The 12857-nt window shown below is 40.3% G+C and carries 14 protein-coding genes; 12 read left to right on the top strand and 2 right to left on the bottom strand.

Going from position 1 to position 12857, the window contains the following annotated elements; genetic code table 11:
- The first annotated feature begins 5 nt into the window (after nucleotides 1-5).
- Nucleotides 6-1046: a YkvI family membrane protein gene (locus FZC78_RS14305; RefSeq protein ID WP_148940541.1), complete on the top strand. Its 1041-nt coding sequence runs from the start codon at nucleotides 6-8 to the stop codon at nucleotides 1044-1046.
- A 63-nt stretch (nucleotides 1047-1109) separates the two neighbouring features.
- A complete protein-coding gene (locus FZC78_RS24305) occupies nucleotides 1110-1235 on the top strand; it encodes a DUF6254 family protein (RefSeq protein ID WP_252183628.1) in 126 nt (41 codons plus the stop codon).
- Between the two features lie 134 nt (nucleotides 1236-1369).
- On the opposite strand, the gene FZC78_RS14300 is transcribed toward FZC78_RS24305, so the two are convergent.
- Nucleotides 1370-1549, bottom strand: coding sequence for a YkvS family protein (locus tag FZC78_RS14300; protein WP_148940539.1), 180 nt, complete (start codon nucleotides 1547-1549; stop codon nucleotides 1370-1372).
- Nucleotides 1550-1849: 300 nt separating this feature from the next.
- Between FZC78_RS14300 and FZC78_RS14295 the strand changes: the two genes are divergently transcribed.
- Both FZC78_RS14295 and FZC78_RS14290 read left to right on the top strand, forming a co-directional pair.
- Nucleotides 1850-2044: a hypothetical protein gene (locus FZC78_RS14295; RefSeq protein WP_148940537.1), complete on the top strand. Its 195-nt coding sequence runs from the start codon at nucleotides 1850-1852 to the stop codon at nucleotides 2042-2044.
- Nucleotides 2045-2164: 120 nt separating this feature from the next.
- Nucleotides 2165-2905: an SDR family NAD(P)-dependent oxidoreductase gene (locus FZC78_RS14290; protein ID WP_148940535.1), complete on the top strand. Its 741-nt coding sequence runs from the start codon at nucleotides 2165-2167 to the stop codon at nucleotides 2903-2905.
- A gap of 386 nt (nucleotides 2906-3291) precedes the next feature.
- Here the strand turns inward: FZC78_RS14290 and FZC78_RS14285 are convergent, their stop codons facing one another.
- Nucleotides 3292-3669: a PilZ domain-containing protein gene (locus tag FZC78_RS14285; protein ID WP_187444940.1), complete on the bottom strand. Its 378-nt coding sequence runs from the start codon at nucleotides 3667-3669 to the stop codon at nucleotides 3292-3294.
- Between the two features lie 228 nt (nucleotides 3670-3897).
- On the opposite strand from FZC78_RS14285, the gene FZC78_RS14280 reads away from it, so the two are divergent.
- The 8 genes from FZC78_RS14280 (at nucleotide 3898) to ptsP (ending at nucleotide 12646) form a co-directional block, all read left to right on the top strand.
- Nucleotides 3898-4830, top strand: a complete 933-nt coding sequence (locus FZC78_RS14280; protein WP_252183627.1) for an AAA family ATPase — start codon at nucleotides 3898-3900, stop codon at nucleotides 4828-4830.
- Between the two features lie 2 nt (nucleotides 4831-4832).
- Nucleotides 4833-6026, top strand: a complete 1194-nt coding sequence (locus tag FZC78_RS14275) for a DUF58 domain-containing protein (RefSeq protein ID WP_148940531.1) — start codon at nucleotides 4833-4835, stop codon at nucleotides 6024-6026.
- Nucleotides 5996-7276, top strand: coding sequence for a hypothetical protein (locus tag FZC78_RS14270; protein ID WP_148940529.1), 1281 nt, complete (start codon nucleotides 5996-5998; stop codon nucleotides 7274-7276). Before FZC78_RS14275 ends, FZC78_RS14270 begins: the two co-directional genes overlap by 31 nt.
- Before the next feature lie 419 nt (nucleotides 7277-7695).
- The gene (locus FZC78_RS14265; protein WP_148940527.1) at nucleotides 7696-8334 is read left to right on the top strand and encodes an ABC transporter ATP-binding protein; all 639 of its coding nucleotides are present in this window, start codon (nucleotides 7696-7698) and stop codon (nucleotides 8332-8334) included.
- A complete protein-coding gene (locus FZC78_RS14260; protein ID WP_148940525.1) occupies nucleotides 8327-9109 on the top strand; it encodes an ABC transporter permease in 783 nt (260 codons plus the stop codon). Before FZC78_RS14265 ends, FZC78_RS14260 begins: the two co-directional genes overlap by 8 nt.
- A 119-nt stretch (nucleotides 9110-9228) precedes the next feature.
- Nucleotides 9229-9483, top strand: a complete 255-nt coding sequence (locus tag FZC78_RS14255) for a hypothetical protein (RefSeq protein ID WP_148940523.1) — start codon at nucleotides 9229-9231, stop codon at nucleotides 9481-9483.
- Between the two features lie 1178 nt (nucleotides 9484-10661).
- Complete coding sequence (locus FZC78_RS14250; RefSeq protein WP_148940522.1) at nucleotides 10662-10928, top strand: phosphocarrier protein HPr; 267 nt, start codon at nucleotides 10662-10664, stop codon at nucleotides 10926-10928.
- On the top strand, nucleotides 10928-12646 hold the full coding sequence (ptsP, locus tag FZC78_RS14245; protein WP_148940520.1) for a phosphoenolpyruvate--protein phosphotransferase: 1719 nt from the start codon (nucleotides 10928-10930) through the stop codon (nucleotides 12644-12646). The genes FZC78_RS14250 and ptsP overlap by 1 nt, the downstream gene beginning before the upstream one ends.
- Nucleotides 12647-12857: the final 211 nt, after the last annotated feature.

The raw sequence follows: 12857 nt of genomic DNA, 5'->3' as shown, positions 1-12857 counted from the left end.
GATAAATGAAGAGAGGGAGCGGCATTTTTCAATTGGCTGCCGTATATGTAGGAACAATTATTGGAGCGGGTTTTGCTACAGGCAGGGAAATCGTCGAGTTCTTTACACGATTCGGATTCATTGGTTTGGTCGGAATCTTAATTAGCGGTTATTTGTTTATCTTCCTGGGAGCAAAGATTATGGTGAAGGCACATCAAATTAAAGCTAAATCTTATGAAGAATTCAATGAATATCTGTTCGGAAAATGGTTTTCCAAGTTCATGAACATCCTGATGATGCTAATGCTTCTTGGAGTCACGGCAGTCATGTTATCCGGGGCAGGAGCGGTTTTTGAAGAACAGCTTGGCATGAGTAAACAAACAGGTGTACTGCTGTCTATTTTCCTAGGGTTCATCGTAATGATGATTGGTATGAAAGGTTTATTCGCGGTCAATACCCTTGTAGTACCGATTATGATCATATTTAATATTTCGATCATGCTTGCAAACATTTTTCAGCCTGGTTTCCTCGAAGCTTTACTAAAAATCCCTCATGCCGATGATGGCTGGAAAGCAGTCATAAGCCCTTTTTCCTATGCAGCGTTCAATCTGGCTATGGCTCAGGCGGTTCTGGTACCTGTCGCAGCAGAAATTAAGGATATCAAAACCGTTAAGTATGGCGGCATCCTCGGCGGGGTCCTTCTTACCATTATCTTAATATCAAGCCATTTTACTCTTATCATGATACCGGATGTTACCTCGTATGAAATTCCAATGGCCATCGTTATGAAAAGCATGGCTGGCAGTTTATATGGGATTTACATCTTCATTATTTTTGGGGAGATATTTACATCCATTATAGGAGGGGTATTTGGTTTAGAGAAACAGATGGCCAATTATTGGAATGGAAGAAGAATTTTCATCACTTTTGTTATTTTCATTATCATTTATCTCCTTAGTTTCTTTGAGTACAGCCAGCTGCTGTCTTACTTATACCCGCTGTTTGGCTATTTAAGTCTGCTGTTCATCATCCTGCTGTGGATGAAGCCGTCAGGGAACAAATCTTAATGTTTTGTATGAAATCTCAGAGAAAAAGCCACTCTATAGGAGAATAAAAAGAAGGAAGAACACATGACAAAATCTAAGCATGAAAAGGAAAGGCAATGGAATGTAAGGAAACAGGATCAGCATCCTCATGGAAAAGTTGAGTCTTTCAAGGAATTAGAAGGTGAGAGCATTTCGAAGAATAAAAAATAGATGTGTGAATATTTTATCAATGGTCCTGAACAATACCCAAACAATACCCTATAATAATATCCTTCACTGGAAGAGAACTATAGCTGGGAAACAGCCTGGTATTTATCGCGGGGATACCAGGCCTTTTCATTACTCTATGCTTCAAGGATTTTATAATTTTTATGGTTAACAACTGTTTTTTCTTCGAGTTCCAAATCACGGAAGTTTTCCATGAGTGTCAAATCGACGATGACGGAGTTTTCATTCACTTTCTCAACGACCCCTTTTAGTCCATTTTTAAATTCTATTAGGTTACCTACTTCTGCTTTTTTCACAAATCTCTCTCCTTTGTCAAAAGTTTCAGAAACAATTAATTACAGTTTGCCTTAAAATAACGAAAAGGTAAAGAACTTTATCTAAATATTATAATAATGGTATGTTAACGGGTATAGCGCCATAATAACTTTCCAGCTTCCTCTTACAAAACCGCAGAGCTTGAATTCATCATCAATAGGAAATAAATAGGAACTTCACCAAGTGAATTTTCCGTGCTACTATATTATGTGTGTAAAACTATATCAGACTAATAGTTGGCAATCTGGAAAAAGCGGTTTGCCGGATGAAAGGGGATTAGTATGGAAGAACAAGAAATTGCAGCGATTCTGGATGAATTAAGAAACAAAGGGATTGATGAATATAGGGTCAGTAAGTCGGATTTCCTTCAATTCAGGAATGTATTAATTACACAAGATGATTTTAAGTTCTTTCGCGGGATAGCACAGCAGGGTGGAGACATCATTTATACATATATGGAAAAACCGCGAAGTTAAGTCTGCCCATTCTGGCAGGCTTTTTTATTAACTTCGCAATCCGGTTATCCAAAGCTGAAATAAAGACAAAGTTTAGCGGGTAAATTATTTGGAAAGATTACTTTAAAAGGAGGAATATAAATGGAGGAGAATAAGATTGCTATTGTGACCGGAGGGGCGAACGGAATTGGAAAAGCCATTGTCAATAGGTTTTGCAGGGAAGACTATACCGTGATACTGGTAGATAAAGAGGAAGAAGAAGGGATAAGAGTATGCCGGGAACTTAAAGATGAAGGAATGTCTATCATTTTTAAGAAATGTGATGTTGGCAATTATAAGGAAGTGAAAACACTTTTCACAGAAATAAAAAGCAGTTACCCAAAGGTGGATGTCTTGATCAACAATGCAGGAATTTCAAAGTTCAAGAATTTTTGGGACATGGAAGAAAAAGATTGGGAAGAAGTGATTTCCACTAACTTGAGCAGTATGTTCTTTATGTCTAAAGAAGCGGCGCTGCTTATGAAAGATCTAGGCGGAAGCATCATCAATATGGCATCGACCAGAGCAGCGATGTCTGAGCCCCATACAGAGGCCTATTCTGCCAGCAAAGGCGGAATTGTTTCATTGAGTCATGCTTTGGCCATTACTCTCAGTGAGTACAATATCAAAGTGAACAGTATCAGTCCTGGCTGGATAGAAACGGGTGATTATGGAAGCTTGAGGGAAAAAGATCATTTCCAGCACCCTTCTAACAGGGTCGGCACCCCTGATGATGTGGCAAGAGCCTGCCTGTTTTTATGTCATGAAGAAAATAACTTTATCAATGGCGAAAATTTGGTGATTGACGGCGGAATGACAAGAAAAATGATTTATGAACATTAATCTGCTACTGTTTTTTGAGCAGGATGATATTAAAGGTTCCAATAACCGCGACAAAAATAATGCATATAACAATATTCCAGAACATATTGAGTTCCTCCTATGATGGTTTATTACATCATATAGAAGGAATGTTTATGGAAGTGCTTAATTATTTTAATATTTTGTAAATTATAATGATAAAAGGCTGTTTTCGCATACATTGCTGCTTTCGAAAAAATCCCAAGAGCCGGATTTTTCTCTGGATACGAGGTATTACTCTCTAATGGTGAGAGGCTCTTTTCTTCACCTGTTTACGAGGTTAAACAGGTGAATTAAGTTTATTACTTCGGAATTAGTGCGAAATAGCAGCAAAGTTTACGAAATAGCCTAAAAAGAAGCAGCTGACCTTACTGCTTCTTTTTATCTTCTTTTGAGTACGATTTCAGAGTCTCGATAATCAACTTCTCTGTTTCAGCATCTTCCACTGAAGTAAACCCATAAAGTATCTCCTTCCCAGCACCCTTTCTCCAAATTGGGCGGCCTGCCATAGTGATCGGCTGGTCCATTAATTCAAAATGTATTTCCAATTCAAAATCAATCCGGTCAACGGGCAAAGTGTATTCTGTCTTGAACCGCATGCCTTTTGGACTGATGTCCTTAATAAGTAAAGCTCCCTCTTTTGTGGAAGCACGTTCCCTTCCTTGATCCATATGTAACTTAAATCTGCCTGGAAGAGGGTTCTTAAAAGTGTAGCGGAACGATTCCCCGCGTATGAAAGGTTTCAATTTTATCACCTGCTTTATCTATTAGTTAGTGTGTTTTCTTTGAATTTTTGCTTTTTATAGTGAATCCAGCTTTTTATTCTGATGAAATGTTTAAGAAAAGTCATTACTTAAGTCCATTTTAACGAAACATCTTTTTCCTGTATAGAATCGTTTCGAGGATTTAGAATATTATGTAATCATTAATGCTCTTTTGATATAATGAAAGAAAGATAGAAATGGGGGAGTAATGTGTTTGTTAACAAGTTGAAAGAAGAAATAGGAAAAGTAATGATTGGTATGGATCATGAAATTGAATTGTTAAGTATCGCTCTCCTGCAGGGTGGACATGTATTATTTGAAAGTGTTCCGGGAACAGGGAAAACCATGCTGGCGAAAACATTTGCAGCCTGTATTCAGTCGAGTTTCTGCAGAATCCAGTTTACACCTGACGTGCTGCCGAGTGATGTGACAGGTATCCACTATTTTAACCCGAAAGAAAACGAGTTTGAACTTCGTCCGGGCCCGGTAGTGACCAATGTGCTTCTTGCCGATGAAATCAACAGGGCAACTCCGAGGACTCAATCAAGCCTCCTGGAAGTCATGGAAGAAAAGCAGGTGACCATTGAAGGTAAAACGCTGAAGCTGGAAGAGCCATTTATAGTTCTTGCAACACAAAATCCAGTTGAATCACAGCAAGGCACCTTTCCGCTCCCGGCAGCCCAGCTCGATAGATTTTTAATGAAACTGCCTATTGCCTATCCAGAGTTTGAGAGTGAGAGGGAAATGCTAAGAAGATTTAAGGGTAAACAGCCTTTTAATGATCTTCATCCGGTCATTACACCTGAAGAACTTAAAAAATGTGCAAAAGACGTTCAAGAAATCCATGTCTCAGAAGATATAGAAACTTACATATTGCAGATTGCCAGGAATACCAGGGATCATGAGATGATTGAATTGGGCGTGAGTCCCCGTGCCAGCCTTGCCTTGATGCGGGCCTCACAAGGAATGGCTTATATCAATGAAAGAGATTATGTCACACCTGCAGATATAAAGAAGGTTGCCAAATTTGTGCTGAGCCATAGAATCTCTTTGACTCCGGAAGCTTCACTGACAAAAACAGCTGAAAGGATCATGGAAGAGCTTATAGAAGAAATAGTGGTTCCTGTCGAATCGAGGGTGTGACCGTGGAGTGGAAAAAGGAGACGACTGAATTACAATCAATAACGGTCTGTACATTTTTAAGCCTGATACTGGCAGTACTTGGACTTTTTTTTCAAAATTTCCTGGTGCTGCTGATCTTCCTGGTCTCGTTCCTCTTATTTTACAGTGCACAATTATATGTAAATAAGGCAGGAGAGAAGCTGACTTTTCAAAATGAAAGGTCAAGGGAGAGGCTTAATAAAGGAGACCAGGCAATATGGACTTTCACTTTCAGGAATGGCGGCTTGCCGATTTTGAATGGGTCATTGATTCTTCGGTTTAATGACGTGGTCCATCCGGCAGGAGTCGACTATGATGTTTTTCCAGGCGGAATCATAGAGATGAAAGTTCCATTTTCCATCCATAAAAATGAATCAGTATGCATTGAATTTCCTGTGGAAGCGCAACGGAGAGGGTTGGCGAAAATTGATAAAATGTTCGTAGATATACCTAATCTGTTTGGAAGCGGAGAGGTTCACATGCAATATACTAAGCCTGTTAAAGCGGAACTGCTTGTGTTTCCTCAGAAAAAAGCGGTGGATGGTTTTACTTCCGCCCATACGAGGACTCAAGGTGTATTTGCTGTGCATGACTCTCTTTTCCGGGATCCATTTCAGCCTGTTGGAACAAGAGATTACTCACCAGGTGACAGCTTTGCAGATATCAATTGGAAAGCCACTGCAAGATTACAGTCCCTGCAGACAAAAGTTAACTCACCTGCCACAAGCAGGAATTGGCTGATTACCCTTAATATATCTTCACAATATTCAATCACTGGAGAATTGGAAGAACTGATTGAACGGACAGCGTTTATCATTGAGACGGCAGCCAAAAACGATATCCCTTATTCTCTCGCCATCAACGTTCGTTCTTTGAACAGGACACCTTTTTATTACCTTCCGATCGGAGAAGGCAAGAAGCAGCGGCAGAGAGCACTGGAGATGCTTTCAGTCCTTTCAGTTGAGGATGTAACTTTTCCATTCAGCATCATGTATCAATATTTGATTCTGCATCATCAAATTCCCCCGGTGCTCATTTCTGCCGGAATACAGGATAAAGAAAGTGAAAAGTTATTATCGATAATTAGCTATAAGGATGTTTCAGTCTACCTATTGGAAAACACTAATAAACAGGGAGTTTTGAGAAAATGGAAGCAGCACAGCAGGAAATTCGCGTAAAGGAAAAATCAGCGTACGTTACCCGGGTTTCAGTGAAATTACTGGCAGATATTTTGCTGCTGCTGGCGGTTCTCACTTTTTTTACTACTGAAAGTTCTTTCTTGGGAGGAGCTCTTCCTTTCCTATCACTGGCTATCGTGATGACATTGCCTTTAATATGGACAGGGATCGAATCGAGTAGAAAATTTAATGTCATCTTCTTAGGGATAAGTGTTACTTTATTCCTGACCGCACAGTTTTTCCTTGGACTGCCGTGGTGGTCCTCGCTTTTACTGTTGTTTCTGCTGCACTGGAGAATTTCGACCCATCTGGAGGAGGAAAGAGACTCGCGATATGAGATGAGCGGCGGGTTCATGCTCGCTTTCTTGATTATTACCCTTTCTTCTTATGCTTTTCAAAATATTTATGAAAAACAATCTTCAGCAATCATTCTGTTTCTCTTTGTGAGTGGAATGATCCTTTATAGTGGAGGTACATATTTAGTAAGGGTCGCAGAAAGTGCAGTGCACTCTAAGAAGGCGACTAGAGTGAAATCGGCTAAGCTTCCCTTTCTTTTTACTGTACTCCTAGCCGGATTGGCCGCTGTGCTTGCTGCAGTGAGTGAAACAATTGACGGGTCCATCAATTACGTGATGGGTGGTTTATTTTGGATATTGTCTTTTCTGGTAACTCCAATATGGCAGCTGATCAACTGGCTTTTGGGACTGCTGCCCAAGGATATGTCAGAAGATCTCCAATCTATAGGGAGACCGGATATGCCATACGACATAACGTCAGAACAACTTGAAGATAGCAGCAGCAGGCTCTTTCTTTCGTGGTGGAATGAAGTGCTGATAGCTGTCTTGGTTCTTGTCATTCTGGTATATGTATGGAGGCGTTATAAGGACAAAGGCTGGGTGGCTGAAGAAGGCCCGAAGAGGTACGCAGGCTTTTCGTCCTTTAAAGAATCCGCCATAGCAGAGAAAGCTGTCCAATCGGCCAACACAAGGTATTCAGCGGCAGACAGTGAAATAAGGAAGGATATTTTTTCATTGGAAAAACTGGCTGAAAAGAATGGAGTGTCACGATTGAATGGTGAAACTCTTGAAGAGTGGCTGTGCAGACTTGGAATTCAGGAGGATAAGGAATTCTATCGTCTTTATGAAGAGGTCAGATATGGAAACAAGTATATTGCGATGGATAAAACAGCCTGGTTCAAGCAATCTGTAAAGCAAGTAGAAGCCAAGATAACCGGTAAGAAGCCAAGGTAGAAATGAATTGCATAAAAAGCTGAGTGCCCCGCCAGTATATCTTGAGAAAAAGACCTTATTCTTTTTTTGAGCAGGATTAGTTAACCCCAGGGGAGGGGGTCTTCCGACGGGGCCAGCCGGTCATCGGTGTACTGTACAACTGACCTTTTATCATTCAAACAGGCTCTTTTCGTAAACTTTGTTGCTATTTGATATTAACTCCGAAGCGGAACCATATTAAGAGGGGGAAAATCTGGGAACACCGAAAAGAAAAGAGCTATTCTCACTGATAAGAGATAAAACTCTTAGTATCCGGGGGAAAATCCGGCTTTTGGAATTTTTCCGAAAGTAACAATATATGAGAAAGCATCCATTAAAAAAGAGCATAACTGCTCTTTTTTTTGGGTAAATTTTCATTTAAGTGTCCAGGAGGAGAGGAAATGTTCAGATTAGAAAATGTTTCATTTTATTCTATACTGGATTCCATAAACATGGAATTTTCAGAAGAAAAAGTTACTTGCATTACTGGTAAAAGCGGTGGAGGGAAATCAACCATTCTTAAATTTCTCAATAAAATGCTCATTCCTACTGAGGGCCGGATATTTTATAAAGAGAGGCCCTTGGAATCAATTGATTCAGTAGAGCTGCGCAGGCAGGCGGTTATGCTTCAGCAGGACCCAGTCCTGTTTGATGGAAGCATTGAAGAAAATTTACAAATTGGCTTGAAGTTGTCAAAGCGAGCTCCGGCTCCACCTGAAAGGCTAAAAGAAGCTTTGCAGATTGTCCTCCTTGAAAAAGCTTTGAGTGATTCCTCTGAAAAACTATCAGGCGGTGAAAAGCAGCGCCTGGCATTGGCAAGGGTCCTCTTAATGAATCCTTCCGTTTACCTTCTTGATGAGCCGACATCAGCATTGGATAGAGGGACAGAAGTGGCGGTAATGGAAAGGGTCATTCAATCGGTGAAGGAGAGGAACGGCACTGTCATCATGGTCACTCATTCCGAGCCCATCGCTGACAGGTTTGGAGAGGACAAGATTCACTTACAATATAGAAAAAAAGCAGGTGAGCACAATGAATGAAGGCTTAATCGATATTGAACTCACGAGGTTGATCGCAGCGTATATATTTGTTCTTGTTCTTATTCTTATTGTTAAAGTGAGGAAGATTTCCAGGGAAAAACAAATTGCCATTGCCACTATGAGAATGACTATCCAATTGATACTTGCAGGGTATATCCTCACTTATATATTTGACAATCCCCATCCGCTTCTCACGATAATGATCATTATGATCATGGAAATCTTTGCGATTCGGAATGTGTTCAAACAAGTCAGGGAGAAGCTTTCAAAGCAGATGAAAAGTATCATCACCGTTTCCATGTTATCGGGAAGCCTGGCGAGCCTATTATATTTTAACTTGATCGTCATCCATTTCTCTCCATGGTATGATCCCCGCTACTTTATCCCCATTGCAGGAATGATCATAGGCAACTCGATGACGGGTATCACATTGGGTGTTAAAACATTGATACAAGGGTTTTCTGCCAGCAGAGCCAGGATCGAGGGAGCCCTGATGCTCGGGGCAGAACCACGGGAAGCAGCAAAGCCATATGTTGATAATGCATTTGATTCTGCAGTCCTTCCGACCATCAATAACATGCTGGGAATGGGGATTGTATTTCTTCCGGGAATGATGACAGGACAGATTCTTTCCGGTGTCAGTCCTCTTCTCGCGATAGAATATCAAATAGCCATTCTTCTTGGGATATTGGGAAGTGTGTCACTCACTGTGATCATATTCATTCTGCTGGGGTACAGGACCTTTTTTACAAAAGACAGCCGGCTTCTCGATTGATATTCTGAATGATTTCTGACGTTCAGGCATTGGGCCACCAATCTATCTCTATCAGTTCTATTTTTCTATGCGGGCACATAGGCTTTAGTAGAATCGATTGATAGGAAGGGGCAGGAAGAATGAAAATTGAAATGGAGCAGGCATTGAAAGTGAAGAGCATCGCACTGGATATAATAGAGGAATTATTGAAAGACGATGTACATTATAAAGAAAAAGATTTGAAGCATACTGCAGAGATGCTTTCCAGATGTATTTGTGATTTAGTTAATGTTTATACCGGTATTACAGACGCTCATGAATCCGCTTTGCAAGGAACCATTTCTAAAGCGAAAATCAGCTATAATGCAATCCTTGCCAATAAGCAGAAGGTATAAATTCCAAGGGAGAAAATCGAACCTTAAAAAAAACCCTGAAAAAAATGGTGGGCACTGAAAAAGTCCAACAAAGACTATTAATTGTAAAACTTGCCTTTTCCGCTTCAGATATTATGAAAGAGCTTTGGTTTCCGTTGAAGATAACCGGCTCATCTGAGTAGGCGCTTGATGGATCAGGTCTTATAACGAAAGCCGCCTGTCATTTCATTAATTGGGTACCCAGCGGTATAATTAAGGGAACTTTTTTCCCTTATTCGTTAATCCAAGTTAAATACTGGGTAAATAGAGGAACTTTTTTCCGTTATATGATAAAACAGAACATTTTTTAAGTGTATTTAGTTAAATAAGGGAATTTTCTTCCCCTATCTTAGCTTTTTTCAATGTTTCTTAGTAAATAAGGGAACTTTTTTCCTCTATTTATTATTTAGAATACTGAGCCATATTGGAAAGTCCCATCGGTCACTGGTTTGAGTTAGCATTTTTTTATGGACTAGTTGAAAAAGGCCGCATTCCTGACAGGCAAATGTGCCCAAATGATTCGATACATTGCATTCAATGAAAAAAGTCAACTTTTTCTTCCTATTTAAGGAAGGAAAGTTGACTTTATCTTTGTTCATAAAAAGAAAATTTTAAAATCTCTAGATTTTCAGTGCCCTTAAAAAATGAGGTTCTGACCCGCATACAAACTTCTGCCAAGGTAACATAAAACCGCCAAAAAAACGTTAAATCAAGAAAAAAGGAGTGCCAAATCGATGCGGTTTGGCACTCCTTTTGATCTGGGATTATAAATTATGAACTCGAAAACAGAAACTCTATTGAATGAACTTTTCTTTTGAGCTTTCACATGCGTTTAATTCAGCCTTTTGAGGGAAATCTAAATATAGAATGGACAAGGGGAACAGCCGCTGCAAAACAATACATCCAAAAGCGGAATGCTTTATGGAGGTGAAAAAAGATTTAAAATACAGCCTGAAAAATGCCTGATTTTGGTCATAAGATGTCTAATTTATGAAAATAATAAAAATATCATGCTTTACAATTGTTAAACTTTAAATTGCATGCTATTCTTTTAAATTGAAAAGGCTTATATCATTCCGTACTATCGCGGTATTTAATTGGGGATTTCCACCTGGTTAAAAAGCTGAAAAAATAAACCTATGTTAAGGAGTAGATTAATTATGGCACAAAAACAATTCACAGTAATAGCTGATACAGGGATTCATGCCCGTCCGGCAACACTTCTTGTTCAAACAGCAAGCAAATTCGATTCAGAGGTTCACTTGCAGTATAAAGAGAAGAAAGTCAATCTTAAATCAATTATGGGTGTTATGTCTCTAGGTGTAGGCAAAGGCGCCGATATCACAATCATCACTGAGGGAAGCGATGAAGAAGAGGCATTGAACAGTCTTGAAGAAACACTGAAAAAAGAAGGACTTGCAGAGTAATGTCAAGTATGCTTAAAGGAATAGCAGCTTCAAATGGCATTGCCATCGCAAAAGCTTACCGCCTCGTGGAACCTGACCTTTCCATTGAAAAAAAGGAAGTAGCGGATGTTGACGCTGAGGTAAACCGCTTCAGGGAAGCCCTCTCGACTTCAAAGTCTGAATTGGAAGCAATCAGAGAGAAAGCACATGAAGATCTTGGTGCGGACAAAGCAGCGATATTTGATGCTCACTTACTTGTTCTCAGTGATCCTGAGTTGATATCACCTATAGAAGATAACATCAAGAATGAAAAAGTCAATGCGGAGGCTGCTCTGAAAAACACTGCTGATATGTTCGTTTCCATGTTTGAAGGTATGGACAATGAGTACATGAGAGAGCGTGCAGCTGATATACGTGACGTAACGAAACGTGTACTGGCGCATCTGCTTGGTGTTCAAATCTCCAATCCGAGCATGATTTCAGAGGAAGTCATCATCATTGCAGAAGACTTGACTCCTTCTGATACTGCCCAGCTGAACAGGGAGTTCGTTAAAGGATTTACAACCGACATTGGAGGAAGAACTTCTCACTCAGCCATCATGGCGAGGTCAATGGAAATTCCGGCGGTTGTAGGGACGAAGGATGTCACTTCAGAAATTAAAAATGGAGATCTTGTTATTGTAGATGGGTTGAATGGGGAAGTACATATCAATCCTACTCCAGAAGTGGTAGAGCAGTACAAGAAAGAGCATGAGCAATATGAAAAGCAGAAACAAGAATGGGCCAAACTCGTCAATGAGAAGACGGTTTCTGCAGATGGTACTCACGTTGAGCTTGCTGCCAATATCGGTACACCTAAAGACTTGGAAGGTGTAAGAAATAATGGCGGTGAAGGAATCGGTCTTTACCGGACAGAATTTCTTTACATGGGCAGAACTGAATTGCCCAGCGAGGATGAACAATACGAAGCATACAAGGCTGTTCTGGAAGGAATGGGCGATAAGCCTGTAGTTGTCAGGACATTGGATATCGGAGGAGATAAAGAGCTTCCTTATCTTGACCTTCCAAAAGAAATGAATCCTTTCCTTGGTTATCGTGCAATCCGTCTCTGCCTTGATGAACAGAGCATTTTCCGTACTCAGTTAAGAGCACTGTTAAGAGCCAGCAGTTATGGAAACTTAAAAATCATGTTCCCGATGATTTCCAATCTGAATGAATTCAGAGAAGCGAAGTCAATCTTGGAAGAAGAAAAATCAAACCTCGTCGAAGCGGGCGAACAAGTATCACAGTCCATTGAGCTGGGTATCATGGTCGAAATTCCATCAACAGCCGTAATGGCCGATGTGTTTGCTAAAGAAGTCGATTTCTTTTCTATTGGAACAAATGATTTAATCCAATATACGATGGCTGCGGATCGTATGAATGAACAGGTCTCTTACCTGTACCAGCCATACAATCCTGCAATCCTTCGTTTAGTCAAGATGGTTATTGATGCAGCTCATAAAGAAGGTAAGTGGGCCGGAATGTGCGGTGAGATGGCAGGAGATGAAATCGCCATACCTATCCTTCTTGGCCTTGGCCTTGACGAATTCTCAATGAGTGCCACTTCAATCCTGAAGGCGCGTTCTCAAATCAGGAATCTGAATAAATCAGATATGCAAGCCCTTGCTAATGAAGTATTAGCGCTTGACACGAACGACAGTGTCATGGAAGCAGTAAAAAAAGTTATTAACTCTTAAAAATATGATTCAATGGGGGAAATGAGGGTATATAAGTACTACATCAGCGGTGACTTACTCAGCCTTTTCATTCTCATTTCCCCACTATTAGCCAGGTGTTCACGCACCTGGCTTTTCTTTATTGTTTAGGGAATCGTAAATCACCCTATGTGCTTATTACCTATATATATTATCCTCGTCCAGCTGCACAGTGCCTGAGGGGCCGTACCCA

The sequence above is a fragment of the Rossellomorea vietnamensis genome (assembly GCF_008180415.1).
Taxonomy (GTDB): Bacteria; Bacillota; Bacilli; order Bacillales; family Bacillaceae_B; genus Rossellomorea; species Rossellomorea vietnamensis_C.
The sequence above is the reverse complement of the archived record's forward strand: the minus strand, read 5'-3'. Positions and strand labels throughout refer to the sequence as shown.